Source organism: Methylosinus trichosporium OB3b (genome assembly GCF_002752655.1).
Classification (GTDB): Bacteria; Pseudomonadota; Alphaproteobacteria; order Rhizobiales; family Beijerinckiaceae; genus Methylosinus; species Methylosinus trichosporium.
Window position 1 is genome coordinate 1,727,981 of sequence record NZ_CP023737.1, and the last position, 26,228, is coordinate 1,754,208.

The window sequence follows — 26,228 nt, forward strand, 5'->3', positions numbered from 1 at the left end:
ACGACATGAACCCCTCGAAGATTTTCATCCTGCGCCCGGTCGCCACGACGCTGCTGATGGCGGCGATCATGATCGCCGGCGGCTTCGCCTATCGGTTTCTGCCGCTCTCCGCTCTGCCGGCGGTGGATTATCCGACGATAGAGGTGCAGACCTTCTATCCAGGCGCGAGCCCCGAAGTCATGACCACGGCGGTGACGGCGCCGCTCGAGCGGCAATTCGGGCAGATGCCGGGCCTCGCCCAGATGACCTCGTCGAGCTCGGCCGGCGCGTCGCTCATCACATTGCAATTCGATCTTAGCCTGACGCTCGACGTCGCCGAGCAGCAGGTGCAAGCGGCGATCAACGCCGGCGGCAGTCTGCTGCCGCAGGATCTGCCGACGCCGCCGATCTACGCCAAGATCAATCCGGCCGACGCGCCGATCCTGACGCTCGCCGTCACGTCCAAATCGCTGCCTTTGGTCGATGTGGAGGATTTCATCGAGACGCGGCTCGCTCAGAAGCTCGCACAGCTGCCGGGCGTCGGCTATGTCGGCGTCGGACATGGCCAGCGCCGGGCGATCCGCATCCGCTTCAATCCGACTGCGCTCGCCAAATACGGGCTCCAAATCGACGATCTGCGCACCATCGTCGCCAATGCGAATGCGAATGCGCCGAAAGGCGGCTTCGACGGGCCGACGCAATCCTCAACGATCAACGCCAATGACCAGATCGACGATCCGGCGCAATTCCGCAACGTCATCCTCGCTTTTCGCAACGGCAATGCGATCCGGCTCTCGGATGTGGCGGAGGTGCGGCACGGTCCCGAGAACGACAGAATCGCCTCCTTCGCCAATGCGACGCCGGCGATCGTCCTCGAAATCCGCCGCCAGCCGGGCACCAATGTCATCGAGGTCGTCGAGAGTGTGAAAGCGATGCTGCCGAAGCTGCGCGCTTCGCTCCCCTCGGCGCTCGACGTCGCCGTGCTCAGCGACCGCACGACGACGATCCGCGCCTCGGTCGAGGACGTCGAGCGCGAGCTCGTCCTCGCCGTCGCCCTCGTCGTTCTGGTCATTTTTGTCTTCCTGCGTAATCTGCCGGCGACGATCATTCCGAGCCTCTCGGTCCCGCTGTCGCTCGTCGGCGCCTTCGTCGCGATGTATCTCCTCGGCTTCAGCCTCGACAATCTCTCGCTGATGGCGCTCACCATCTCGACCGGCTTCGTCGTCGACGACGCCATCGTCGTGATCGAGAATATCGCCCGCTATATCGAAGCCGGCATGACGCCGTTGCAGGCGGCGCTGCGCGGCTCCGCGCAGATCGCCTTCACCATCGTCTCGCTCACACTATCTCTCATAGCGGTGCTGATTCCGCTTCTGTTCATGGGCGACGTCGTCGGGCGGCTGTTTCACGAATTCGCTGTCACGCTGGCCGTGACCATCGTTATTTCCGCCTTCGTCTCGCTGTCGCTCGTGCCGATGCTCTGCGCCAAGCTCCTGCGCCATCGGACCATCGCGCAGCGCAGCCGCTTCGACATCGTATCCGAGCGCATCGTCGAGCGCATGATCCGCGCCTATGGGCAGGCGCTCGACATCGTTCTCGAACGCCAGAAGCTCGTGCTCACAGCGACCGTCGCGACTGTCGCTCTCACCTGCCTGCTCTATGCGGTCATACCGAAGGGTTTCTTTCCGTTGCAGGACACGGGCGCCATCGAGGCCTTCACCGAGGCGAGGCAAGACATATCCTTTGCGGGCATGGTCGCGAAGCAGCGCGCGCTGGCCGAAGCGATCTTGCGCGATCCGGATGTCGCCGAGGTCAGCTCCTTTGTCGGGGTCGACGGCCAGAACACGACGCTGAACAGTGGACGCTTCTATATCAGCCTGAAGCCGTTCTCCGAGCGCAGGTCGCGCGTCACCGATGTCATCGAGAGGCTGCAGGATGCGGCGGAGAACGTCCCCGGCGTGCGGCTCTCCATGCGGCCGGTTCAGGATTTGACCATCGACTCCACATCGAGCAAGGCGGCCTATCACTTCGTGCTCGAAAATGTGAACGCCGCTCTGCTGAGAGAATGGACGCCGCGGTTCGTGGAGCGACTACGCCAATCCCCCGAGCTCGCCAATGTCGCGAGCGATCTCCAGAGCAGCGGCAAGGCGCTCGACATCGTCGTCGATCGTGCGACGGCGGCGCGCTTCGGCATCACCATGGCGGCCATCGACAATGTGCTCTACGACGCCTTCGGGCAGCGCATCGTCTCGACGATCTACACGCAGTCGAACCAATATCGCGTCATTCTCGAGCTCGATCCCGAGCGCCAAGCCTCGGGCGCGGCGCTCGCCGGCCTCTATCTGCCGTCGTCGGCGGCGACGAATGGCCAGGTTCCCCTGACGGCGATCATGCGTCTCGAAGAGCGCGACGGGCCGCTCCAGATCACCCATCTCGGTCAATTTCCGGCGACGACGATCTCCTTCGACGTCGCCCCCGGTTCATCGCTCGGCGACGCGGTGCGGGCGATAGCGGACGCCGAGGCGAACATCGCGCTGCCGGAGAGCTTCACGCTCGCCATGCAGGGGGCGGCGTCCGCGTTCACCGCCACATCGAAAAGCGAGCTGTTGCTGATCCTCGCTGCGATCGCGACGATGTATATCGTCCTCGGCGTACTCTATGAAAGCTTCGTTCATCCGATCACCATATTGTCGACGCTGCCCTCCGCCGGAATCGGCGCGCTGCTCGCGCTCATCGTCACCGGTCACGATCTCGACGTCATGGGGCTCATCGGAATTATTCTGCTCATCGGCATCGTGAAGAAGAACGCCATCATGATGATCGACTTCGCGCTCGAGGCGGAGCGCGTCGACGGGCTCTCGCCCCGCGAGGCGATCACCCGCGCCTGCCTGTTGCGCTTTCGCCCGATTCTGATGACGACGATGGCCGCCATGCTCGGCGCCGTGCCGCTCATGCTCGGCTCCGGCGTCGGATCGGAGCTGCGCCAGCCGCTCGGCGTCTCCATCGTCGGCGGCCTGCTGGTCAGCCAGCTGCTGACCCTGTTCTCGACGCCGGTCGTCTATCTCGCCTTCGATCGCTTGGCGCGGCGCCTGCGCCGCTTCGGCGAGGCCGAAGCACGCGCGCAGGAAGGGGCGATGGAATGAACATTTCCGCGCCGTTCATCCTGCGGCCCGTCGCGACGACGCTGCTCACCATCGCCCTCACTCTCGCCGGCGCGCTCGCCTTCATGAGGCTGCCGGTCGCGCCGCTGCCGCAGATCGATTCGCCGACGGTCGCAGTTTCCGCGTCATTGCCCGGCGCCTCGCCCGAGACGGTTGCGACCAGCGTCGCGGGTCCTCTCGAACGCCGCCTCGGCGCGATCGCCGACGTCGCGGAGATGACCTCCTCGAGCAGCGCGGGCCAGACCAACATCGTGCTGCAATTCGGCCTCGACCGCGACATCGACGGCGCCGTTCGCGACGTGCAGGCGGCGATCAACGCTGCGGCGGCCGACCTGCCGAGCGGCCTGTCGTCCAACCCGACCTATCACAAGTTCAATCCCGCGGACACGCCGGTCCTGATTCTCGCCCTGACGTCGAATTTGCTCACCCGCGCGCAGCTCTTCGAGGCGGCGAGCAATGTGCTCCAGCAACGCTTGTCGCAACTCCCGGGCGTCGGGCAGGTATCGGTCAGCGGCGGCGCCGCGCCGGCCGTGCGCGTGGAGCTCATTCCCGCGGCGCTATTCAAATACGGCGTCGGCCTCGAGGATGTGCGCGCGGCTCTGGCCTCGGCCAACGCGAATAGCCCCAAGGGTGATCTGTCGCGCGGCGAAGACAAATGGCAAATCTACGCCAACGATCAGGCCAGCCGCGCCGCCGATTATCGAAATCTCGTCGTCGCCTATCGCAACGGCAATTCCGTGCGCCTTTCGGACCTCGGCGAAGTGGTGGATTCCGTCGCTGATCTGCGCAACGCGGCGCTCGTGCAGGGAAAGCCCGCGATATTGGTGACGATCTCGCGGCAGCCGGGCGCGAATATCATCGAGACCGTCGACCGGATCAAAGCGGAGCTTCCCAAGCTCGCGGCGGGCCTGCCGAGCGACGTCGAGATCATTCTGGCCTCCGACCGCAGCACGACGATCCGCGCCTCGCTTCACGACACGGAACTGACCCTCGTCATCGCCATCGCCCTCGTCATTCTGGTCGTGTTCCTGTTCATCGGCGAATGGCGCGCGGCGTTCGTGCCGGCGATCGCCGTCCCGGTGTCCATCATCGGCGCGTTTACAGGCATGTATTTTCTCGGCTACAGCCTGGACATTCTGTCGCTGATGGCGTTGACGATCGCGACGGGCTTCGTCGTCGACGACGCGATCGTCGTGCTCGAGACGATCGAGCGCCATATCGAGGCGGGAACACCGCGGCGCGAGGCGGCGCTGAAGGGCGCGCGCGAGGTCGGATTCACCGTCCTGTCGATCAGCCTATCGCTCATCGCCGTGTTCATCCCGCTGCTGCTGATGGGCGGCATGCTCGGTCGTATGTTCCGCGAGTTCGCGGTGACGCTGTCCATAACGATCCTCGTGTCGCTGGTCGTCTCGCTGACGACGACGCCGATGCTCTGTTCGATCGTCCTGAGAGCGAAGCGGCGCCGCGAGCGGCGCTGGACGCGGCCGTTCTCGAAGCTGGCGACAGCCTATGAGCGAAGCCTGATATGGGCGCTCTATCATCGCGGTCTGATCATGGCGGCTCTCGTCGGCTCGATCGCGCTGACGATCGGGCTCTTCGCCGTCATTCCGAAGGGCTTTTTCCCTGAGCAGGACACTGGCCGGCTGCGAGGCTCGATCCAAGCGGATCAAGGCATTTCGTTCCAGGCGATGAGCGCGAAGCTCGCGCAGTTCGTCGCCATCGTTCAGAGCGATCCCGCCGTCGATGTCGTCACGGGCTCGACCGGCGCGGGCGGCGGCGGCTCCGCGAACACCGGCTCCGTCTCGGTCTCTCTGAAGCCGCTCTCCGAGCGGAACGCGAGCGCTGCGCAAGTGGTCGAGCGGCTGCGGCCGAAGCTCGGTGAGATCGCCGGCGCGCGGCTGTTCCTGTCTCCGGTTCAAGAATTGCGCAGCGGCGGACGACAGAGCGACGCTCTCTATCAATACACGCTTTTCGCCGACAGCTCGGCGGAGCTCGTCGAATGGACTCGCAAACTCACGGCGGCGTTGCAGGAGAGCAGAGTCGTGGTCGACCTGAACTCCGATGAGCAGCAAAATGGCGTCGAAACCTACATCGACATCGACCGCGATACGATGTCGCGACTGGGCCTCACGCCCGTGCAGGTCGACGATACGCTGTACGACGCCTTCGGACAGCGGCAGGTCTCGACGATCTATAGCGATCTCGACCAATATCACGTCGTGATGGAAGCCGCGCCGCGCTACCAGCAGGACCCGCAGATCCTGCGCGAAATCTATGTGAGCGCGGCGGTCGCGCCCGTGAGCGGATCCGCCGCTTCTATCCCTCCCACCGGCGCGGTGACGGCCGCCGGCTCCGCATCCTCTGCGACGACGAGCGCGGCGCTCGATGCGGCGCGCAACGCCGCGACCAATGCGATCGCCAATTCCGGCCGCGGCGGCGCGGCGGTCATTACCTCCTTCGAGACCATGACGCCGCTCGTCGCCTTCGCGCGCTTCAGGCGCGGCGCGACGCCGCTCGCGATCAATCACCAGGGCTCCTTCGTCGCTTCGACGATCGCCTTCAATCTCGCCATCGGCGCATCATTGAGCGACGCCGTCGCCGAATTCGACCATGCGGTCGCCGAGATCCGCATGCCGGCGTCGGTGCATGGCGGTATGCAGGGCACGGCGCGGACGTTTCAGGAGTCGAGCGACAAACAGCCGCTGCTGATCGTCATGGCGATCGTCACCGTCTATATCGTTCTCGGCATGCTCTGCGAGAGCTATGTGCATCCGATCACCATTCTGTCGACACTGCCGTCGGCCGGCGTCGGCGCGCTGCTCGCGCTGTTCGCCTTCGGCTCAGAGTTCGGCGTCATCGCGCTGATCGGCCTGTTCCTGCTCATCGGCATCGTCAAGAAGAACGCCATCATGATGATCGACTTCGCGCTCGACGCGCGGCGCTCACGAGGGCTGAGCGACTACGACGCGATCGTCGAGGCGTGCCGGCTGCGCTTCCGCCCGATCATGATGACGACGGCGGCGGCTCTGCTCGGCGCCCTCCCGCTGATGGCGAGCGTCGGCGCCGGCTCCGAGATCCGTCGCCCGCTGGGGATCACGATCGTCGGCGGGCTTCTCCTCAGCCAGCTGCTGACGCTCTACACGACGCCGGTCCTCTTTCTGACATTCAACGATTTGCGCGACAGTATCGCAAGCTACGGCGACATCGGCGTCTTCAAGAGGATTGGGCGATGGAAATGATACGTTATACCGATCATGCCTCGCAATGGGCTGCGATCGCCTCGATTGCGGCGAAGATCGGCTGCACGGGCGAGGCATTGCGGCATCGGCGACAGCTACGACAACGCGCTCGCCGAGACGAGCAACGGGCTCTACAGGGCCGAGCTGATCTGGCGACGCGGGCCGTGGCGGAACTTCGAGGCGGTCGAGTTCGCCACGCTCGAATGCGTCGACTGGTTCAGCGCGTTGGGCGTTTGGCTACGGAGTTCACGGTAGCGATTCCCAAAGCGTTGCATTTGCGCTTCACAGGTCCGAGCGAATCGGATCGGAGGCGGGTCATGGGGTTTGGGGTCGGCGACATTCGTGTCGAGCGCAGCGGCGACTGGCTGATGGAGCAGATCGCGGCGACGGGGTCGCTGACCTTGCGTAAGGTCGGGGCCTCGCGCAGCGGCGAGATGCGCGCCCATCGCTTCCTGTCGTCCGGCTTCGCCTCGGTCGAGGCGATCATGGAGACGCTGGGCGCGCGCACCGCGGAGCGCTGCGCCGGTCGCCGGGTGGTGGCCGCACAGGATACGAGCGAGATCAATTTCGCCGGCCGCTCGGCCAAGCGTCGCGGCCTGGGGCCCGCCGGCAATGGATGCGATCCTGGCTTCTTCATCCATCCGGTGCTGGCCATAGACGCCGATGACGAGGCCGTGGTCGGCCTCGTCGACGCGCGGATCTGGACGCGTCCGCAGACGAAGGCGCCGGCGCGGCGCGGCCGCGCTTTCGAGGACAAGGAATCGGCGCGCTGGCTCGAAGGCTGCGCGAGCGCCGCAGAGCAGCTCGGCGCGGCCGCCGAAGTCACCGTCGTCGGCGACCGCGAGAGCGACATCTTCCAGCTTTTCGCGCGGCGTCCCGAGGGCGTCCATCTCGTCGTGCGCGCCGCCCAGGATCGCCGTATCGAAGGCGGCTCTCTCTTCGAGGCGGCCGCCGCGGCCGCGCCGCTGACGACGACAATGACCAAGGTCGCGCCGCGCGGGCCGGGCGACAAAGGGCGCCTCGCCAGGGTCGAGCTGCGCGCGGTCCGCGTCCGCCTCCTCGCCCCGGCCTCCCTCTCCGCGAAGGAAAAGACGGGCGCGCCGGCTGTCGAGCTGACGCTGGTGGAGGCGCGCGAAATCGAGCCGCCGGAAGGCGTCGCTTCGCTGCTGTGGCGGCTCCTGACCACCCATGCGGCCGAAACCGCCGAACAGGCGCGCGAGATCGTGCGTTGCTATCGCTTGCGCTGGCGGATCGAGCAATTGTTCCGCACCCTCGAAAGCGACGGGCTCGCGCTCGAGGACAGCCAGATCGTCGACGCCGAGCGGTTGATGCGGCTCTCGGCGGTGGCCCTCGGAGCGGCGGCTCGCATCATTCAACTGGTCGACGCGCGCGACGGCGGCCCGCGCTCCTGCGGCGACGTCGTCGACGAGGCCCTGGTCGAGCCGCTCGAGGCGATCGGCAAGACCTTGGAGGGCAAGACGGAACGGCAGAAGAACCCGCATGAGAAGGGCTCGCTCGCATGGCTCGCTTGGATCACAGCCCGTTTGGGAGGCTGGAACTGCTACTACAAGCCGCCCGGCCCCAAGACGATGCGAGACGGATGGAACCGCCTCGCCTCCATGCTCGCCGGATACGCCATCGCAACAGCCAAAGCGTTTCCGTGAATCCCGTAGGGGCGTTTGGGGAGGCCGCTGGTAGCTACGTCCCTGTCGCCTCTTTTCGTTATTGACCTAACCACCTGATTTCTTTGGTGGAGCTGCGGGGAATCGAACCCCGGACCTCTGCAGTGCGATTGCAGCGCTCTCCCATCTGAGCTACAGCCCCGGTCAGCGCGGTGGTTACACGCAGCCCTCGGCGCTGTCAATCGTATGTCGACGAATTTCTTTCGACGTCGACTCTTGCCGGGTCGAAGTTTGCGGGCTATAGACCCGCTCGTCGCTCCCTTCGTCTAGCGGTCTAGGACGTCGCCCTCTCACGGCGAAAACAGGGGTTCGAGTCCCCTAGGGAGCGCCAAACAAATCAGTTCGTTACGCGAGTGAGCCTCGCCTAAACGGTCGACATACGGAAATTCTGCGGAAAACCCGCCTCCGAGATGGTCGCAAGCGATGGCTCTTAACCGCCCCATCCCGTCACCCTGCCTCGAGCGCAGCCCGCGCCGCTTCGATCCAAGCCGGCGCGAAATGGAGCCCGAGGGCGAGCGGGTCGATCCGGCGATTCGTGAACCGGGCCAGCTTGGCGACCAAGGCCGGGAAGATCGCCGCCTCTCGCGGGATGAACGTCTCGGCCGGCGCGGGTCGGCTCGTCGAAGCGTTGCGCTCGGACGGCTCGCCGTTGCGTCCAGGCGCCGGAGCGTTGCGCCAGCGGGAGGCCGCAGGGCGAGGATGCTCGGCCTGCCGATCGGCGCTTCCGGTTTCTCGACCGGGATTGAGAGGCGGCTCGGGCGCGCGGCGATCGGCAGCGGGCTGCTCGGCCTCGGCGGCGCCAATGACCTCGAATATGCGGCGCCCGTATCGGCCCGCCGTTTTCGTGACGCGGATCAGTCCCACTTCGGCGAGCGCGGCGGCGTAATAGCGGACCATGCGCTCGCGCTTGGCGATCTTGGCGCAAATCGTCGCGAGCGCGTGGCCGCATGTCCCGTCGGCGCTGGCGTATTCCAAGAGATAGACGAAGAAGGCTTGAGCGCCGTCCGTGATCTTGCCCTCGGATCGAAGGCGCATCGCTTCCTTGCGGCGCAGTCCAGCAATCGACGGGGGAAGCCAAGAGCCGCGCGCACGCGGCCGGTTGCCGGGCGCGCGCCCGGTCTGATATTCAGTGTTCATCGCGAGCCGAGGTCCATTCGGTTCAAAGGTGAAAGAGCCGCCGCGCCCTGCCAGGGGCCGGCGGCTCGCCCCTTTTATGGGGCCAGCGTTACGCGGTCGTCAAACGCGCCCCCTCCCCTCCAAATCTCAAGAACGCCCGCGGCAGCGCGTGGAAGGATGATCTTGGAATAGATCGCCTGCAATCCATTGCCACCCTCGGCCGCGCCTAACGTCCTCGCCCGGAACGGATTTCGGTCGAAGGAGCGAGCGTCAGGGAATGGGCGTCGGTTGCCGGTCGAATGGCCGCCGGTTGCCACCCTGCCGCCCCCTGGGGCTCCGGATCGGATCGGCCGGCGCGGTTGATGCCGATCGGCGAAACGCCGACGATTCGGGAGACGTCAGGCAGCGCGCGGGCGTCGAGGGCTCGAAGCAACGAATGGTATAACGTAAGGCGATGCTTGACGCACGCAAGGCAGCGCCTTACAACTATCGTCATGATTGAGAGCTTCAAGAGCAAGGCGCTCAAGCGCTACTGGACCAAAGGGGACGAGACCGGCGTCCGCGCCGATTGGCGCAAAAAGGTCCGCATCATCCTGTCCCGGCTCGATGTCGTTCGGGTGCCGGAAGAAATGAACACCCCCGGCCTCGGGTTTCACCAGCTGAAAGGCGATCAAGCCAGCCGCTACGCGGTCTCAGTCTCTCGCAATTGGCGGATCACATTCGGCTGGAAAGGCGAGAACGCTGCGGACGTCGATATGGAGGACTATCATGGCGAATGACACCCTGCGTCACCACTCTATCGAGCCGGCGCATCCCGGCGAAATGCTGGCCGAAGTCACGATCCCGGCCACCGGAAAGAGCAAGGCGGAGATCGCGCGCTTGCTCGGCATTTCCAGGCAGACGCTCTACGACATCCTCAATCAGAAGCAGCCCGTCACGCCTGCGGTCGCCGTCCGTCTCGGAAAGCTATTCGGCGACGGTCCTGGCGTCTGGATCAGGATGCAGGCCGCCTATGATACGTGGCACGCTGAACGCGAGATCGACGTGAGCGCCATTCCAACGTTGGAGATCGTTTGACGCCGCTTCAAAAGGGGCCGCGCAATCGCCAGCGCGGCCCGTGTGTAGGTTTTTCGATGATGCGCGCTAGCCTATAGCGCCCTAGCCGCGCAACGCGCTCTGCCCCCACCACTGCTCGACCTGACGCCCGTCGCCCGCCTTGTAGCGAAGCTTGTAGGAAGGTTCGTCTTGTGCGAACTCGGCGCGGCCGCGACGGCCGCTCGGGCGAGAGCTTCCCGCTCGGGAGAGTGACGGGGCCGCCATTTACCACGCGCTCCCGTGCATCGGCATAGCGTCCGGAGAACGCGCAGCGGGTCGGACTGAGATCATCGCGTCGATTTCGTCAGCCCACCACTGCATGAGGCGCGTTCGCTCAGAAAACAAGTCGCCACGCTGATAGATACCGCGCACGGACGAATCGACATGCGCGAGCGCCATTTCGATCGTCTCCGGCCGCCAGAGCCCCGAGTCGTTCGCGATCGTCGAGAACGACGAGCGGAAGCCGTGCGCCGTCGCAACATCCGCCTCGACGCCCATCGACCGCAGAGCGCAGTTGAAGGCGTTCTCGGAGAGCGGGCGCCCGGGCCGCGGCGAAGGGCAGACGAAGCGCGTTTCGAGCGCCCTGCTCTGCTCCTGCATTCGCCCCAGAATGGCGAGCGCCTGCTTGGATAGCGGGACCCGGTGAGCCCTGCGCATCTTCGCGCGCGCCGCCGGGATCGTCCACACGCCCTCCTCGAGGTCGAACTCGCCGGACCATTCGGCGAGCCGCAGCTCGCCCGGCCGGGCCGCCGTGAGCGCCAAGAGCATGAGCGCATCGCGGGCGCATGAGCGCGCCTCATAGGCCGAGATCGCCCGCATGAGGGCGGCGAACCCCTTCCGATCGGTCACGGCCGCGCGGGCGCGCGCCGGCGGGGTGGCGATCATTCCTTTGAGGTGGGAGGCCGGGTCCGCCGCGGTGTGGTCGAGGGCGATTGCGAATCGGAACACATGCGAGATCATCGCCCGCACGCGCTTGCCGGTCTCGAATTTGCCGTCCGCCTCTAGGCGTTGCAGGAGGGTGAAGATTTCGGACGCCCTGATTTCCGCTATAGGCCGGGCGTCCAACTCTCCGGCGATTTGGGCGAGCCGAGCGTTCCTGGTAACGGTCGAGGCGCACCTCTCCATTCGGGCCTCTTTCGCCAACCACATTTCTCGGATTTCCCCGAAGGTCGTTGCTGCGGGGCGAGCGGAGACTGCTGGCGCGTTTTTCCGGGGGCCAGGGTCAATCCCGCCCCGAACCGCTCTGCGAGCATCCTCGGCCGCTATCCGGGCCGCGCGCAGGCTCATTTCCGGATAGGGGCCGAGCGTCATGGACCGCTGCTTCCCGCCGAACATATAGGCGAGCCGCCACGATCGGGCTCCGCTCGGGTAGAGCCAAAATTGTAGCCCATGGGCGTCCGAGAGCTTCACGAGCTTGTCGGCCGGGCGTGCCGCGCGGAGCCTTGCTTCTGTAAGGGCCATCGCGATTTCCTGGTTTTGCTTGCGTCAAGCCCTTACAAATCAAGAAAAAACCAGCGGCGCGCAATCTATGGAAACCGAGGGATTTCCGTCCCGCAAAGGAAAAAATCCGGTGCGAGAAGAGGAAATCCGTCGGCTATAGCGCGACGCGCTTAAGTGAAATGTGATCGTTCGTTGGTGGAATATTCCCTCGGGAAAAAGGGGGCTGCCTCCAGGCGCGGATTGCGCGCCCGGCGCGCGGCCGGCGGGAATTTCAAGCGACGCGGCGGCCGTCGAGCAATTGCTCGGCGGCGATGGCGTCGTCGAATGTTTTGTCGGCCAGGGTGCGAAGCCCGTCAAAATCTCGGGTGTCAGAGTAATTTACAAGCGAGCGTGTGAACTGGAACAGCACGCGCGCCAAGTGCGAGGCGTCTCGGACATGCTCTTCCAAAGCGACGACGTTCAAATGGGTCGGAACGTCGAGTAAATGCTCGGCGGCACTCGCGTGCGACGCGATTTCGTCGGCCAGGGCGTCGAGCGCGGATCGGTCTCTTTTATCGGAGAAATCAAGATCAGAGCGCGTCAGCAGGAACAGGGCGCGGGCCAAATGAGACGTGCGACGCACATGGGTTTCTATATCGAGAATCGCCATCGTCGAATCGTGAGGCTCGACGGCGGCGAGTGAGGGAACGTCTGTCAGCATTGCAGTTATCCTTTTTTGGTTGTCGCGAGCCTCAATCGCCGGCCCGCTTTGGCGACCTTTATGGCGGCAGCTCAGGACCAATCCGCGGCGCGACGGCCGAGGTTGTGAGAGCGCTGGAAACCGCCGCCAACGCGCGCGGCCATGCACCCGATCGCCGCTTGATGCGCGCCGGGACCGGCGAAAATCGTCACGCTGCCGATCTTGTAGGAGCGCGGGCGAGCCGCAGCATCGGCAGGGCAAGAGCGGATCGGGAGGCCGATATTACTTTCGCGCCGGGCGATCTCGGCGACAGCCTTGCGCTCGGCGCGGGCGACGGCTGCGGCGCGGGCCTCTCGCGCCTTGCGCCATTCGAACGCCAGCGCCTTCGACAACCAAGCCCGGTATTCGCCGCCGACTGTCGCGACGCGGACGCGGGCGACGCCATGGGCGGCTCTCATGATGGCGCAGCGATCGAAGGGCTTGGCGGACATGGGCGGGTTGCTTTCACGCTGAAACCTGAGGTATGAATTTTTCTAAGCCATACCCTCCCACATAGTCAATACGTCAGGTATGGAAAAATACAAAAGGCTTCGAAATATGCGAATAACGAGCGAGCAAATCCGCGCGGCGAGAATGCTCTTGCGGTGGGAACAGCGCCATTTGTCGGAAGCCTCTGGCGTCCCGTTGCAGACGATTAAGGGCTTGGAAATCAAAGCCGGGCCGATCTCGGCGCAGACGCGGACGCTCGACGCGCTTCGAGACGCTTTCGAGGCCGCAGGTGTCCAGTTCATTGCGGAGAACGGCGGAGGCGCTGGCGTGAGGATGCGCGAGCCTGCGCCCAAAGAGCCGCCAATGCCGCGCAAGCCCCGCGCGCCCCGCAAAACGGCCCTTACCGAGCCTGCGGAGAAGCCGCTCGTCATCGGCAGGGCGAACAGCAAGCGGAGGTGAGGACGTGGCGAAGGATCTATCGAAGCGGGCTCCGGCGCGGGCCGGCAAGATGGCCCGGCAGGTCGAGCCGGCTGCAGGCGACGTGATCGGTTTCGCTTATGAGGCGCTGGACGGGCGCAAGGCGACCGCGCTCAAAGAGGCGGCGGCGCGCATTCGGCGATTGCACGCGGAATCGCTCAAATCGTGCATAGAAATCGGAAGGACGCTCGCGAAGGCGAAGCGGTCTCTTCCGCATGGCGGCTGGACAGAATGGCTCGAAGTCGAACTCGGATTGAATGACCGGACGGCGCAAAATTACATGCGCGTCGCCGAGGTTATGAAGGGCAAAACCGCCGACGTCGGGGATTTGTCGCCGAGCTTATTGCTTGAAATTGTTAGCAGTAAAGCGCCAGAGTTCGCGCGAGACGAAATTCTCGGGCGCGTGCGATCGGGCGAAGCGGTGACTGTTCGCGAAGGTCGCAAGGTAATCGCCTCGGCAAAGGGGACGGCCGGCGCTCCGGTGGGGACGAGGACTCTCCCAACGCATGGCGCTGCGCCTGCGGCCGCCCTGCCCTCGCCGGCCTCGCTGATCGCTGCGCCGGCCGTGCCTGTCCAGGACGAGAGGTCACAACAGGCCGTCGTTGCGCTGCAACAGCCGGCCGTCGCGCCCGTCCAGGTCGCAGCGCCGCCCGACGTCGAGGCGTTGGCGGCGGCGCTCTATCAGGCGCTCGTCGAGAAGAGCCGGCGGCAGGACGAAGAGGACGAAGTGTCGCCGGAGTTCATCGAGGGCGTCTACAGCCGGCTTGCGGAGCGCGATCTTCGGCCCCTGGTCTTGGCGTTGAAGAACGTCGTCGAGCGGGAGATTATCGCCGCGATCGACGAAGCGTCGCCCCGCCGCGCTCCGCCGCCGACTGCGCCCGCCGTGCCTGCCGCGCTGCTGGAAAAATCCGAGCGGATCAGCGATAGGAGGCCCGGCGAGGCGCGCATTCACGCTGATCGCAGGAAGCTATCGGGCGCATTCACGGCGCTCGCTGAGGCCGAGCGGCGCTCGGGAATGACGGGAGCGCGTGTCGATCCCGCGGCACTGGTCGGGAGGAAGCCGCAACGCGAACCGCTGCCCGGTGATGACGATTTCGAGCCGCCGCAGCCGAAGCGCGTTCCGTTCGGCCGAGAGTTTGACGATTGAAGGGGAGGCGAATGAAAGACGTTCACGTTTTCGCAGTCTCGGGAGGCGCTTGCGTCGGCTGCGGCTCCAATGGCGAGCGGCGCTTCGTGACTCCCGAGGCTGCGGCGCGCGCTCTTGCGGCGCCTGCGGCCCGGCCTGCCGATCGAAAAGAGCCCGAGCGCCGGGTATCGCCCCGCGTCGCATGAGCCCTACTCGGCCGCGATCGGGAGGGCCGGCGGCTCCGGCGCGGGCTCCGGCTCGATTATGCCGATCGCCTCGGCGACGCTTTCGAGCGCGATCGATAGAAGCGTGAGGGCGCACGTTCGCGCCTGAATTTCGGCCTTATAGCCGGTGAATTGCCGGCCCGCGTCGACAAGATCGGCCTCGCGAAGAACGATCGCGTCCAGCACGGCGAGTGCGCGGGGGCGGACAGCGGCGCGCATCTTGCGGAAGGCTTGCAGAGCGCCGGCTGCGGACTCGGTTCCGAAGAGGCCAGCGCCCTTCCCGCCGTCAACATGCTCGGCGAACCGGGCGCCTCGAATGTTTCCCGCCGTGGCGCTTTGCCATGCCTGTCGATAGCGCAAGCCCGCGTTGCAAAGCGCCAGATTGCGCGCCGGGCGGCGATCTATGATCTTCCCGTTGCAGAGTCGCGCGAAAGGGTCGTCGTCGACTCGGACGCGAACGGCCTCGATTTCGACCTCGGCCGTTCGCGAGCCGTCCATGACGACGGTCGTATCTATGATCCGCTCCACCCTCGCCGCTCCGCCTGCTTTGAGCAATCGCTCGGGCGTCGGCGCTTCCGATCGGCGCGAGCCCTGCGCTTCGAATTTGCGGATGGCGGACTCGGCCACGGCTCGTCGCTCGCCGATCGGGGCCAAGGACACTTTGGGCGGCTTGCGAGGCGGCATGGCGGCGGGCTCCAAGGCGATCGGGGAAAGACAGGGGAACGCGCGACAACATCTTGATAGCGCAGGCGGACGCAAGGCACAAAAAAAGCCCCGCCCGGCCGGTGAGGCCGAACGGGGCGATTTGAGCGTTCGTCATCGGGCGTTTCGATAGAACTCGGCCCAAGCGATCGGATCATTGAAGGCCAATTTTGCCTCGAAAAGCACAGCGTCACCGTGAGACATGCCGGCTCGCCGTTCCCGCGCTCGGTCGAAACGAGCCCGCTCGTCGTCCGTCAAATCCGAGGGCTCGACGTCTGCGACGTGAACCGCCTGCGGACGCTCGGGTGCGGTCTGCTTCCCGATGGTGATCGTCGCGGGCTCGAGGAGCTGGCGCTTGCCGGCGATCGTGACGAAGATCGGCGGCGGCTCGGCGGTGATCGACTCGACGACGGGCGCATCGCCGATCGGCTCGGCCGGCCGCCCTGCGGCGGCGCGAAGGTGCGCGATGATCTCGGGCTTGCGGGCCTTCACGGCGGCGAGCAATTCGGCCGGAAGGTCGGGCGCATCGTCGCGCAACTCGAGACGCAGGCCTGCGCCATTGTCGGAAAGGCGAAGCGTCGCCCCTTCCTCGGCAAGGGCGACTATGAGGGCGGCGAGGTCGGACATGGCGATTTCCTCAAATGTCGATGATGCGCCCGACGCGGGACTTCGGCGGCAGGATTTCGAGCGCGTCATCAGCAATCGGCTGGGCGGGCGGCGCCGGCGCTGCGGCGGGCGCTGCCGCTGGCGCGGTGGCGTTCTTGCGGCGATGCGCCTCAATCGAGGCGTCCACGGCCGAGAAAACATTGCCGCGGCCGCCGCTCTTTGCTTTGAGCCATTCGAGCGCCTTGCCGACGGACGTTCCGGGGTGGGCATATTCCGGGCCGTGGTCTGCGGCGATCGGCGCGACTGCTACGTCGTGAAGCAACTCGTCGGTAATCTCGCGCTCGTCCATCGCCACATGAAGCGCAAGAGCGCGCTGGACGACGGAGATTTGCTCTTCGGTCGCCTCGGGGTCGGGCGTCACGTCGCGCATTTGCGAGGAATCGTCGGGAAGTTCGCTGATATCCGGCGCTCGGGGCGGCAACCATTCGTGAGAGGCGCGCGCCTTAAGGGCGAAAATGCAAGCCGCCGCCGAGCCGACGCCGCCGCCGTGCTGCGCTATGTGGATCAATCGGCTTTCATAGAACGCCACGGCCGCGGCTTTCGACCTTTGGAGCGCGTCAGAAAATTCGGGGTGACGGCGCGCCCATTCGTAGACGGTTTCTCTCGTCACGCCGAGCCGGCCGGCTATTCCGGCAATCGTGTGGCCATTGGCACCGAGGCGCACGGCTATTTGGGCGAAGGTCGGGCGGTAGAGCGTCGGGCGTCCAGGTAGAGCCGGTAGTTGCAGGCTTGCCGGGGCGACGTCGGACGGGAGCGCATCGAAGAACTCTTCGCCGTCAACGACAATGATCTTTCCCGTGGACTCCGCCGTCTTCGCCCGAGCGGAGGCCACAGGAGCGCGCTTCGAGTTTTGGGCTACACTGGCAGCGCCCCTCTTCGATTTGCTTGCCTGCGCCCCGCCGCGCTTCGATTTCGAGGGCGATTTTTTCGAGGGTGCGGGTTTGGGCGGTTTCGTCATGTCTGTTCCTGTGCGGCGGGCTCGACGCTCTGCGGCGCGGCGGTCGGTCGAGAAAGCGGGCGTAGGCTCGGGAAGAACTCGCCGGCGACCTCGGATTTCGCGTTCAGATAAGCTTGATGCGCTTCCTCGGGGGTGTCGAAGCGGCCGAGGTTAATATTGCGGTAGCCGTTTCCGAGCTGCGCTTTCCAGCGACCCGTGAACTTCTCGAAATGGACACCTGCGAAACCAGACGTGTTTCGGGCCGAGAGGCCGCGGTTATGGGCATTTTGCGCGCCCGAGGCTTTTCGAAGGTTCAATTCGCAGTTGTTTCCGGTCGCGCCGTCCGCGTGATCTATCAGCGCATCGCCAGGGTCCTCGTTTTTGCACATTCGCCACAGGACGCGCGCAAGCCAGTAGCGGCGGCCGTCGACATAGAGCCGCACGCGACCGCCGTCCGGATGGCCCGCGGGCTTGCCGGAGCGAAGGGCGTTGAACGCTTTGGCGGCGTTCTCCGCCGACATGCGAGGCGAGGATTTGAACTCGTCAACCGCGCGAGGTCGAAAGATGAGCTTTCCGCGTGTGCAGTCGCATTCGAACAGGGCTTGAAGGCGCTCGATCGGCGGAAGAGGAGCGGGTTTCGGCATAATGGGCTCCAAAGGAAAAACCCCGGCGCCGGGGCGTCGAGGGCTCGGAAACGACGAAAGGCCGAGCGTGCGGCCCGGCCTTTCGTCATGGTGATGATGAGGATCGTTACGCTGCGAACTCGCGCTCGGCCGCTTCATCGGCGAGACGCTTTTCGATCGCCGAGAAAAACGGTCGGCGCTCGGCCTCGAGCCGGTCGGCGATCGGGAACGGGATGGCGACGATATGGCCTCCGCGCTCTGCCATGTCGCGGAATTTCAGCCGCATCGTCGCGGTTTCGTTCGCCGAGAGGCCCGCGCCATTCAGGAGGACCCGCGCGAAGTCGTGGTGAACGCCGAGCGCGTGAACCGGATTCGTGCGGGAGGCCTTCACTTCGCTCGAAAATTCTTGATAGCGCTCGAGGAGCTGCGCGTCCGAGAACGAAATCTCGCTCGTCAGAACGTAGGGAGCCGGAGCGGCGGCGGCGACATTGGCGTCAGTCGACATTTGGGATTTTCCTTTCGATAGATCAGGCCGCGAGCGGTAGGGGGAATGTCGCGAAGATCGCGGCGAGAGTGGTCTTGCTGAGAACGGCGTGGGAGCCGCCGCGTTCGCGGACGTCGGCAAGAGCGGAGTCGATTTGCAGTCGCTCGCCGGGGCCGATGGCGCCGAGGTCGTCGGCGTCGGCGATGGCCTGGGCGACGGCTTCGAGGTCGTCGCGGCGAGCCGCGACGTCGGGCGAAGCGCTGCGGCGCGAGTCTTCGAACTCGTCGGCGAGGCGGCGCAGAGCTTCGGTAAGGCTCGGCCCCGGCGGCGGAGCGATCGTCTGGGGCGGTGTCGGCGTGGAACTGGGTTTCGACATGGGGAAATTCTCTGTAGGAGGTTGCGCAGGGGAAGGTTTCGCTTGGCGTTTGCGCATCGCGCCGAGCGGCAAGGGCGGCGTCGACGTTTTTCGGTTGGGGACTTCGGCGCCGCCGGTCAGGGTTCTGCCAAGGGCGCGATCAGCGCGCGGATGATCTCGTTCGGAAGGTCGAGTGTTCGCGAGCCGGCAAAACGCGCGGCATGGAGCGTGGCTTCGATCGCGAGCCGATCGGCCTCGGTGTAGGTGCGCGGGCCGAGCGCCCAGTAGAGGGCTTCAACGTCGTCTCGACGAACGATCGGGACCGTTCCGGCGGGGGAGTGAAGCGCACGGCCGAGGCGCTTAGCGGCAACGTTTGGATTGACCGTTTCTAGGCGAGGAAGCGCCTTCAAACCCATTGGTTTCTTCCTTTCAGCTTGTGAATGCCTTCGTCTGTTGGATTATGGGCCGCTCGACATAGACCTGTCCGCGCAGCCACACATTGCCGTCTTTGTCGACCTCGACCGCACCATTGTCGCCGATCGCGATGGTTCCGCTCTGCGTCCCGACGATGCGAACGCCGTTCGCCGTGAAGCCGATCCGTTTGTTCGGGTCCATCGGGTCTTGCGTCCACGCCTCGCCCGGTTGCGAGGCGTATTGCTTGTCGCGAGGCCCGACGACGAGAGCGAATTTTGCGTTGTTGTCGCCGCCGCCCGAGAGGAGAATGACCTCGGCATTCGTGCCTTTCGGCAGATGCATGATGGCGCCGCCGAGCGCGAGGACAACACAGTCATCGTCCTCGGTCCCGTTCCCCTTCACGGCGACCGTCGCGCCGCCCGAGCCGAACGTCATTTCGTTGAACGTGTGCCGCTCGGTCGAGTCCTGCCCATCGCGAACAGCATCCGAAAAGTCCTTAAGGCTCGACATTCTCGCTCCGGGTTTTTCCGTTGACATTTCGCAGCGCTTGGCGAATTTTCCGTTGCTCTATTCGCTGGCAGAGAGAGTCTTCGTCATGGTGAAATGGACTGCGATAATATCGCTGCTGATATATTGCGTTATTGAGCTTTGGGTAATTGGAAAGGAGCAGGAGAAAGACCCTAACTTCCAAGCACGCCAAGATAAGATCGTCGCCGATTATAAGCGCGACAAGCATGAGGCCGAAGTTCAAGAAGCCATGCGTCGCCAGCATATCGAGGCCGAAGCCGCGGCTCGCCTCGGTGTTTTTGGAAAGCGCTGAAACTTATTCGAAAATCATCTTCCCGATTGTCCACGGGTCAGGATAGAGGCCCGGTGAGGCGCTTATCCCTGCGGCCGCGCGCCGAGCATCGCCTTTCGCGCGCGAGTCGCTCCTCGCCTGCCCGTCGCCATCGTTCGCCGCGGCGACGAGCGTCAGTGTCGTTTTGAGCGTTCCGCTCGCGTCGACCTCATATTCCAGTTCGTCGACCACGAAGTCGTCATAGATCCCCTCGGGGGCGACCTCGACATAATGCTTCACGCCGATATCCCAGGGCGCGCCGGCGGCGTCCTGGACGTGGAACACGTCGACCGTGATGTTCTTCGATTGCTCCTGCCGCTCCCGGTTCTCGATCTGAAGGCGCGCCTTCAGCCGTTCGTCCGTCGCGTCGCCCGTAATCTGGACCATGAAGGGCGAATAGTCCGATGACGAGCCCGACTGCTTCGCCGTGACGCTGCGATTTACCGCAGCGGAACCATATTGCGCCGAGCCCGTGCGCTGGCCCTTTACCGTGATCGACGAGTTCGCCACGTCCTCCGATTGCTCGGCCGAGAACTCGAGGATGTTCTGTCCGAGGATCAAATCGACGCCGCGCGGCTCGTTCCCCGGCTTCGTCATTTGCAGGGTCCCGTCGCGCGTCTCGTTCACGATAAGATTGTGCTCTTTGGTGAACCGATGGATTTCCCCCACGACCGGGGCGCCGTCGCGGAAGCGTGCCTTTTCGAGCTTGATGTTCGCGCCGCTCGCATCGACGAATTTGACGCCGAAATTCTTCACAAGGCCGCGCACGACGTCGCCCGGCGATACCTGTTTCATCGTCCCGGTCGGGTGGTCGTGCGAGGAGTCGATCAGGCGCTTGGTCTCGCCGCGCGCTGTGATCGTGACCGAGTAGGCGTCGCGGCCGATGCTGACGCTGCGCTGGAATGTCTCGTCGCTCTTATCGCCGGTGGCGTCCGCCGTCTTGCGCTTCTTCCCTCGACCATTGCGCATGTCGATCTTGCCGGTGAAGGCGACCGAGCCGCCGACAAGCGCTTGGATTTCGGCGCCTGCTTTCACGTTCCGCAACACAGGTGTCTCGGGGATGGAGCCGTAGAAGCATTCGAGCGTCAGAGAGCCGGTGAGGTCTTTGCGCCTGCGAGAGAGCTTCGCACTGGTCCAGCCGACGAGCTTTTGCCCGCCGACTCTCACTTCGAAAGGATCGGCCATAGTCAAGCACTCCGGTCAGTTTGCCAAATTGCGCAAGTCGATCATTGCTGCGCGGCCTTCACCTTCGGCCCTATGCTCCAAATGAGCTGTTCTGGGTTCATGCTTTCGATCGTGCGGAACTTCGTGGCGTCGCCGAAAATCTCATGCGCCGCAATCAGCGAGCGCTCGACCCGCCGCGCGATATCGTCGGCGCGCAGGCGCACCACAGCACGCCGCACGTCATCCTTTTTCGCCTGATAGGCGGCAATATCCGCCGAGGAGATTTTATCGTCGTGGATGGTTGTCATTGCGCATCACCCTTCATTGTTTCGACGGGCTCGCGGAGCCGGTCGAAGGTCCAGCCTGTTGCAAATGCACCGCGACGCCGCCCGCGAGCGCGCCTCGGATCGACGCTGCAACTGCGTCGCCTCCAGCCTTTAGAGCTTGTGTCGCGTCGCCCCAAGCGCCGGCGAGCCCTTCCTTCGCCGCCGAGGCGATATCCGAGCCCACCGTCCCGCCAATCCTCTCGAATTGGCTCGCGGCCTCTTTCAGCCCCGAGATCGTCGTCAGCCCCGCCTCGGAGAACTTCGAAAGCGCCGCTTCGAATGTCGCGCCGCCGAGAAAGCCGCCGGGCGGGATCGTGGGGCCGTCTGGCTCGCCGACGCCAGCACCGCCGCCGATCTTCCCGTAGTCGCCGCCGAAATTCCCGAGCGCCTTTCTGGCCCCGGCCGCTGCCGCCGCATCGCGTTCGAGCCGCTTCACAATATCGGCAGCATTTGGCGCATCGTCGCGCCCAACGCGCTCGGGCGGCTTCACGACACCCGGGGCGATGGCCGCGACCGCGCGCCCGTCACGCTCCAACCGCTTGACGATATCGGCCGGCTCCGCCGTTTCCTTTTGCGCGACGCGCGCGATCGGCGGCTCGACATCCGACTTGACGGCTGGCGCCACGGCCACGGCGGCGCGCGCATTGCGCTCCAACCGCTTCACGATATCGGCCGTCTCGTCCTCCATCGCCCTGGACGCGGCCCCTCCCTTGTCGCGGCTATAGGCCTCGCCGAGGTCGACGAGGCGTTTTTGCAAGCGCGTCGCCTCGTCGCCGAGGAGCCGCAAGCGATCGTCCGTGGTGATCGCCGCCGGCTTTGTTTCGGGAAGCGAGCCGCCCATGACAACCGTAAACGCGTCGACAGACTTCGCGGCGAGTTCGTCTTCGGTTTTCTCTCGAAACTGCCGGACCTTCTTCCCGGTGTCGGGAGAAAGCTTTTCGAGCCACGCCTCGCCAAGGCGTTCAGCGATATAGCCTACGGCGACCGTGCCGAAGGCCCGTCCGGCGACTTGCCAGATGCTTCTCGAGAGGAGCCCGCCCGCGCCCGCCGCGCCCGCCGCTCCGGCGAGGCCACCGGCGCCGCCGAGAGCGCCAGCGCCGCCGAGCGTCGCCGCCGCGCCCGTGAGCGCCGCCGCCGAGCCGCCGAGCGCCGTTGCCGAGCCCGTGAGCGCGACGGCCGAGCCGTTGAGCGGGTTGAGCATCGGGAGCAGCTTGCTTCCGAGGAAGAGAGCCAGGCCCCCGGCCCCGGTCGCTTTGATGCCGCCGGTAACGAGCGACGACTTCTCGGCTTCCGTCGCCGTGCCGGAAACCACGCGAGCGAGGTCGGAAAAGAGCGTCGCCGCGCCGTTGACCGAGGGGAGGATGAGGCCATTGAGCTTCTTGCCGACGTCGCCAGCGGCCGAGGACATCTGCTTTTCGAGCGCGACGAACGCCGCGGTATAGTCGCGCTCCGGGACGCGCTCCGCCGTCTCCTCGTCGGTTTTGACCTTCCCCGCCGCCTCGGCCTTGTTGGCGCTTTCTTGATGCTGCGTAATCCACTTCATCAAGGCGTCTTTGGACGTCTGGCGCGACACGATCTTGCTGAGGAACTTCGACAGTTCGGCCACGTCGGTTTTCGGATCAATCCCGGCGTCGTGGATCTTCGGCATGAGCTGCTTTTCGATCCATCCGCCGAAGTCGCTGCGCAGAAGCTCCTCGTCATTGACCTGATAGTCGACGAGCTTGCGCTTGCCGCTCCTGCTCGTCTCCCATTTAGCCGTTCCGAGGCCGAGCTGCGCCGCGTTGGCGAGGACTTCCTTCGTCGCATGGCCCGATAGGTTATTGATCGCCTGCCCGATATTCGTTCCCGCCGACGAGCCGCCGACCTCGGCCGCCATGAAGAGCGAATTGCGGAGGTTCCCCATCGTCTGCGAGAGAGCGTTCTCGCGCAGATATTTGAACGCCATCTGGACTTGACGGGCGTCGATGTTGCGGCCTTCGACCGCTTCGACGCCTTGGATCATCTGCAACATCGCCTCTGTGCGGGCGGCGTTGAAATGGCCGTTCTGATCGACGAGCGAGCCCGACATTTCCAGCGTCTTGATGAGCCGGACGTTGGAGTCGCGAACCTCTTTCGAGTCCTGCCCCTGCCCGACCATAAGCTGCTGGCGCTTGGCGAGCAGCTCCATCAATTGCGCTTGGCCGCCGCGATCGTGAACGGCGGCGCCGATGTCGTTCAAGGTTTCGAGATTGTCCTGGACGGACGTGTCCTTGTATTTCGCCGCGACGCGATGCGCCTCACGATCCGCCCAATCCTGATATTCGGGCGTCGCGCCCTTCTGAAAGAGACGCTCGTGCGCGGTCGACATTTCTTTCGCGCCTTCGAGCGCGACATGGGACGCCTTCACGACGACAGAGCCCATCGCCGAGATCGTGAGCGCTTGCGCGAGGCTCAAATCGTGCCCAAAGGCGCCAGAGAGCGCGGCGTTGCCGATCGAATGCGCTGGGTTCGCATAGAGGTGCGCGGAATAGGTCTTTTCCTTCCCCTGCCCGCGCCGGCCGCCGCCCTGCCCCGGCAGGAGATTGTTGCCGAGGCTGATCTTCCCGAGCGCCTTCGCCTGCCCGACCGCGCCGATGAGCGCGTGGAGCTGTTGCGTCACGCTCGCGGCCGAGGAGCCGAACCGCTGCGCCTTCGTCGCGGCGCTCGCGTAAGCGGTCCCCAGCCGGTCGAGCCCGCGCGCCGCCGCGCGCGCCGCGCGCCCCTGCTCGAGGAGCCAATCGCCGCCCGTCGCCGCCGCAGTGAGGCCCGCCATGTTCGTCGTCGTGTGCCGCACGACGCCGCCGAGCCGCGGGGCGCTCCGGGAGAGCACACTATAGGCGTCCGAGAGCCGATGCACGGCGTCAGCCGCCGCCCGGGCCGCGTCGCGCTGCTCGCGCATAGCGCGGGTCACGGACGAAATGGGGGCGACGCTCGGTGCGTGCAGCGCCGGCATGGTGAGGCTGCCGAGCTCCGCTTTGAGCGTGCGGGCCGCTGCGCCGAGGCTTTTGAGCCCCGCCGCGCTCGGCACATGCAGCGCGGGAATGTGAATGCCGGCGAGTTCCGCGCTGACCTTGCGCGCCTCCGCGCCGACCTTCTTCAAGCCCGCGAGGCTCGGCGCGCGAAGCGGGGGAATGGCGAGCCCGTCGAGTTCGCCCCGCGCCTTGCGCGCCTCGTCGCGGATCTTTTTGAGCGGGGCGAGGCTCGGCGCGTGCAGTTTGGGAATGACGAGCCACGACAGTTCCGCGCTCGCATTCCGCGCCGCGGTCGCGATCTTCTTCAAGCCGGCCGTGCTCGGCGTGCGCAGCTGCGGGATGAAGAGGCCCGCGAGTTCCCTTTGCAGCACCAAGGCTTCGGCGCGAAACTTCCGCAGATCCGCGGTCCCCGGCACATGCAGCGCGGGGAATGCGATGGCGTCCAGCGTCGCCTTCAACGCGCGCGCCTCGACGCCGAGCTTCTTTATGCCGCCAGGGCTCGGCACATGCAGCGGCGGGAACATGAGCGCGTCGAGCGCGCTCTTCGCCTTCCTCGCCTCGGTTTCGAGCTGGCGAAGTGGGGAGAGGTTCGGCGCGCGCAGCTGCGGCAGCACGAGCCCGGCTATGTCCGCTTTCGCCGCGCGGATTTCCGCTCGGAATGTCTTAAATCCGTCGAGGGCAGGCGCGCGCAGCTGCGGCAGCTCGAGCGATGCGAGTTCCGCTTTCGCCGCGCGCAGCTCGGCTCGCAGCGTCGCCATTCCCGCCAGCGCAGGCGCGCGCAGCTGCGGCACAGCGAGCGACGCGAGGTCGGATTTGAGCGTCCGCACGTCGGAATGGAACTTCCGCAGGCCATCGGCGCCGGCCATGCGCAGCTGCGGCAGCGCGAGAGAGGAGAGGTCGCGTTTCAGCGCTTGGGCCGCGGCGCCGAGCTTCCGCAGTTCGGCGACGCCCTGCGCCGTCGAGACGGTAACGCCGACTCGAGATATCCCGAGCCGGCGCGCCTCGGCGTCGGCATGAGACGCCGCGGCGGCGAAGCGATCTGCGCCACGCCCGGCGCCTGCATAGGAAGCGCCGAGGCGCTCCATCGAGCGCGCGGCCGCCGCGGCCGCGCGGCTCTGCGCCGTCAACGCCGCCGTGACGGCTGCGACGCCCTTCGTGGGAACGGTCGGCATGGTGAGGCCGGCGAGGGTGCCTTTGAGCGCGCGGGCCGTGACGCCAAGCGCCCGAAGTTTTCGGTCAATTTGGTTCAGCTGCTTCGTCGAGTTATCGACGATGCGAAGTTCCGCGGACTCGACGAAACGCATGGGTTTTTCCTTTTGAGGCGAAGGGCTATCAGGCCGCGCCGGCCGGCGCGGCGGCGGCGAGCGATTCGAGCGCGGAGATATGTTCGTTGAAACTTGAGGTCACAGCTTCCTCGAGCGCATCGAAGGCGATCGGGCCGGACGGGTCGAACGTCGCGCGGATGGTTCCGAGCATTCGGCCGAGCGCTCGGCCGCGAACGAAAGCGACACATGCGGGGCCGTCAACGCCGCGTGCTTTTTCGATGCGCTCGACCGCTCGCATTTCGTCATGAGCGTCTTGCGCGTGCTCGGAGATGAGGCTTTCCAGCGTGCGCCATGCGGCGGCGTTCGCGTCGAGAGCTACGGCGATGGCGATCGGATCTTGATCGAAGGTGCGCTCGGCTTCGTCGTAAGTCTCTCTCCAAATCTCTTCGATGATCTCCCGCACGATTTCGACGGCGGGATTGCTCGCAAGTGCCGCTCGAAGGCGCAAGGTCTCGGCGCCGATGTGCTCGCCGAACTGCCGCGCCAGAACGAGGTCACGGTTTTCGTGCGGAATTTGCATGATGCGCGAGAACGTCTCGGCTGCATTGGCGCGCGTGCGGGTCGCGATCTCGCCCCGCTCGACAAGATCGGCGAGGGCGGCGCGCTGCTCCTCGGCCGATTTCGGACAAGGCGAGGCGTCCACCAGCGCATCGGCGCCGTCGTGAATTTCGGTCTGCATGGTGAATGAGCTTTCGAG

General features: G+C 65.5%; 24 protein-coding genes and 2 tRNA genes. 9 read left to right on the top strand and 17 right to left on the bottom strand.

All coding sequences use genetic code 11. The features are described from left to right. The first annotated feature begins 5 nt into the window (after positions 1 to 5). From CQW49_RS08380 to CQW49_RS08395, 4 genes are all read left to right on the top strand, one after another. Positions 6 to 3,122 (top strand): efflux RND transporter permease subunit, encoded by a 3,117-nt coding sequence (locus CQW49_RS08380; RefSeq protein ID WP_003614466.1) that lies wholly within the window; start codon positions 6 to 8, stop codon positions 3,120 to 3,122. Continuing rightward, entirely contained in the window at positions 3,119 to 6,379 is a 3,261-nt protein-coding gene (locus CQW49_RS08385; RefSeq protein ID WP_003614465.1) for an efflux RND transporter permease subunit, read from the top strand. The genes CQW49_RS08380 and CQW49_RS08385 overlap by 4 nt, the downstream gene beginning before the upstream one ends. A gap of 45 nt (positions 6,380 to 6,424) precedes the next feature. Beyond that, entirely contained in the window at positions 6,425 to 6,634 is a 210-nt protein-coding gene (locus CQW49_RS08390) for a hypothetical protein (RefSeq protein ID WP_099831763.1), read from the top strand. 62 nt (positions 6,635 to 6,696) lie between these two features. Further along, entirely contained in the window at positions 6,697 to 8,043 is a 1,347-nt protein-coding gene (locus CQW49_RS08395; RefSeq protein ID WP_051418741.1) for an IS4 family transposase, read from the top strand. 84 nt (positions 8,044 to 8,127) lie between these two features. Here the strand turns inward: CQW49_RS08395 and CQW49_RS08400 are convergent. Further along, positions 8,128 to 8,203: transfer RNA gene (locus CQW49_RS08400), tRNA-Ala, on the bottom strand. Positions 8,204 to 8,316: 113 nt separating this feature from the next. Here CQW49_RS08400 and CQW49_RS08405 point away from each other — a divergent pair. Next, a tRNA-Glu gene (locus CQW49_RS08405) sits at positions 8,317 to 8,392 on the top strand. A 116-nt stretch (positions 8,393 to 8,508) separates the two neighbouring features. On the opposite strand, the gene CQW49_RS08410 is transcribed toward CQW49_RS08405, so the two are convergent. Beyond that, positions 8,509 to 9,096, bottom strand: coding sequence for a flagellar biosynthesis protein FlhF (locus CQW49_RS08410; RefSeq protein ID WP_155931292.1), 588 nt, complete (start codon positions 9,094 to 9,096; stop codon positions 8,509 to 8,511). Between the two features lie 575 nt (positions 9,097 to 9,671). Between CQW49_RS08410 and CQW49_RS24495 the strand changes: the two genes are divergently transcribed. Both CQW49_RS24495 and CQW49_RS08420 read left to right on the top strand, forming a co-directional pair. Further along, a complete protein-coding gene (locus CQW49_RS24495; RefSeq protein WP_004448364.1) occupies positions 9,672 to 9,956 on the top strand; it encodes a type II toxin-antitoxin system RelE/ParE family toxin in 285 nt (94 codons plus the stop codon). Continuing rightward, on the top strand, positions 9,946 to 10,254 hold the full coding sequence (locus CQW49_RS08420) for a HigA family addiction module antitoxin (RefSeq protein ID WP_004448363.1): 309 nt from the start codon (positions 9,946 to 9,948) through the stop codon (positions 10,252 to 10,254). Before CQW49_RS24495 ends, CQW49_RS08420 begins: the two co-directional genes overlap by 11 nt. Positions 10,255 to 10,497: 243 nt before the next feature. Here CQW49_RS08420 and CQW49_RS08425 read toward each other — a convergent pair whose 3' ends face one another. From CQW49_RS08425 to CQW49_RS08440, 3 genes are all read right to left on the bottom strand, one after another. Next, on the bottom strand, positions 10,498 to 11,733 hold the full coding sequence (locus tag CQW49_RS08425; protein WP_065083556.1) for a tyrosine-type recombinase/integrase: 1,236 nt from the start codon (positions 11,731 to 11,733) through the stop codon (positions 10,498 to 10,500). Positions 11,734 to 11,983: 250 nt separating this feature from the next. Continuing rightward, entirely contained in the window at positions 11,984 to 12,412 is a 429-nt protein-coding gene (locus tag CQW49_RS24500) for a hypothetical protein (RefSeq protein ID WP_004448360.1), read from the bottom strand. Positions 12,413 to 12,483: 71 nt separating this feature from the next. Continuing rightward, on the bottom strand, positions 12,484 to 12,882 hold the full coding sequence (locus tag CQW49_RS08440; protein WP_004448359.1) for a hypothetical protein: 399 nt from the start codon (positions 12,880 to 12,882) through the stop codon (positions 12,484 to 12,486). 506 nt (positions 12,883 to 13,388) lie between these two features. Here CQW49_RS08440 and CQW49_RS08450 point away from each other — a divergent pair. Next, positions 13,389 to 14,504, top strand: a complete 1,116-nt coding sequence (locus CQW49_RS08450) for a DUF3102 domain-containing protein (protein WP_024749838.1) — start codon at positions 13,389 to 13,391, stop codon at positions 14,502 to 14,504. 188 nt (positions 14,505 to 14,692) lie between these two features. On the opposite strand, the gene CQW49_RS08455 is transcribed toward CQW49_RS08450, so the two are convergent. The 8 genes from CQW49_RS08455 to CQW49_RS08485 form a co-directional block, all read right to left on the bottom strand. Further along, entirely contained in the window at positions 14,693 to 15,391 is a 699-nt protein-coding gene (locus CQW49_RS08455) for a hypothetical protein (protein ID WP_004448356.1), read from the bottom strand. Positions 15,392 to 15,523: 132 nt separating this feature from the next. After that, complete coding sequence (locus CQW49_RS08460) at positions 15,524 to 16,036, bottom strand: hypothetical protein (protein WP_004448355.1); 513 nt, start codon at positions 16,034 to 16,036, stop codon at positions 15,524 to 15,526. Between the two features lie 10 nt (positions 16,037 to 16,046). After that, positions 16,047 to 17,033 carry a helix-turn-helix domain-containing protein gene (locus CQW49_RS08465; protein WP_004448354.1) on the bottom strand — a complete coding sequence of 329 codons (987 nt, stop codon included), beginning with the start codon at positions 17,031 to 17,033 and terminating at the stop codon, positions 16,047 to 16,049. Beyond that, positions 17,030 to 17,656 carry an AP2 domain-containing protein gene (locus CQW49_RS08470; RefSeq protein ID WP_004448352.1) on the bottom strand — a complete coding sequence of 209 codons (627 nt, stop codon included), beginning with the start codon at positions 17,654 to 17,656 and terminating at the stop codon, positions 17,030 to 17,032. The genes CQW49_RS08465 and CQW49_RS08470 overlap by 4 nt, the downstream gene beginning before the upstream one ends. A 106-nt stretch (positions 17,657 to 17,762) precedes the next feature. Continuing rightward, entirely contained in the window at positions 17,763 to 18,140 is a 378-nt protein-coding gene (locus CQW49_RS08475; protein ID WP_004448351.1) for a hypothetical protein, read from the bottom strand. Positions 18,141 to 18,162: 22 nt separating this feature from the next. Beyond that, entirely contained in the window at positions 18,163 to 18,567 is a 405-nt protein-coding gene (locus CQW49_RS08480; RefSeq protein ID WP_155931290.1) for a hypothetical protein, read from the bottom strand. 44 nt (positions 18,568 to 18,611) lie between these two features. Continuing rightward, positions 18,612 to 18,890: a hypothetical protein gene (locus tag CQW49_RS24505; RefSeq protein WP_004448347.1), complete on the bottom strand. Its 279-nt coding sequence runs from the start codon at positions 18,888 to 18,890 to the stop codon at positions 18,612 to 18,614. Positions 18,891 to 18,903: 13 nt separating this feature from the next. Beyond that, on the bottom strand, positions 18,904 to 19,398 hold the full coding sequence (locus tag CQW49_RS08485; protein ID WP_004448345.1) for a hypothetical protein: 495 nt from the start codon (positions 19,396 to 19,398) through the stop codon (positions 18,904 to 18,906). Between the two features lie 85 nt (positions 19,399 to 19,483). Between CQW49_RS08485 and CQW49_RS08490 the strand changes: the two genes are divergently transcribed. Further along, a complete protein-coding gene (locus CQW49_RS08490; protein ID WP_155931289.1) occupies positions 19,484 to 19,708 on the top strand; it encodes a hypothetical protein in 225 nt (74 codons plus the stop codon). A 3-nt stretch (positions 19,709 to 19,711) separates the two neighbouring features. Here the strand turns inward: CQW49_RS08490 and CQW49_RS08495 are convergent, their stop codons facing one another. The 4 genes from CQW49_RS08495 to CQW49_RS08510 are packed head-to-tail and all read right to left on the bottom strand — an operon-like array spanning position 19,712 to position 26,210. Further along, entirely contained in the window at positions 19,712 to 20,911 is a 1,200-nt protein-coding gene (locus tag CQW49_RS08495) for a hypothetical protein (protein ID WP_004448344.1), read from the bottom strand. 41 nt (positions 20,912 to 20,952) lie between these two features. Then, positions 20,953 to 21,198, bottom strand: a complete 246-nt coding sequence (locus tag CQW49_RS08500; protein ID WP_004448342.1) for a hypothetical protein — start codon at positions 21,196 to 21,198, stop codon at positions 20,953 to 20,955. 13 nt (positions 21,199 to 21,211) lie between these two features. Next, entirely contained in the window at positions 21,212 to 25,510 is a 4,299-nt protein-coding gene (locus tag CQW49_RS08505; protein WP_004448340.1) for a hypothetical protein, read from the bottom strand. Between the two features lie 28 nt (positions 25,511 to 25,538). After that, positions 25,539 to 26,210, bottom strand: a complete 672-nt coding sequence (locus CQW49_RS08510) for a hypothetical protein (protein ID WP_004448338.1) — start codon at positions 26,208 to 26,210, stop codon at positions 25,539 to 25,541. Positions 26,211 to 26,228 lie beyond the last annotated feature (18 nt).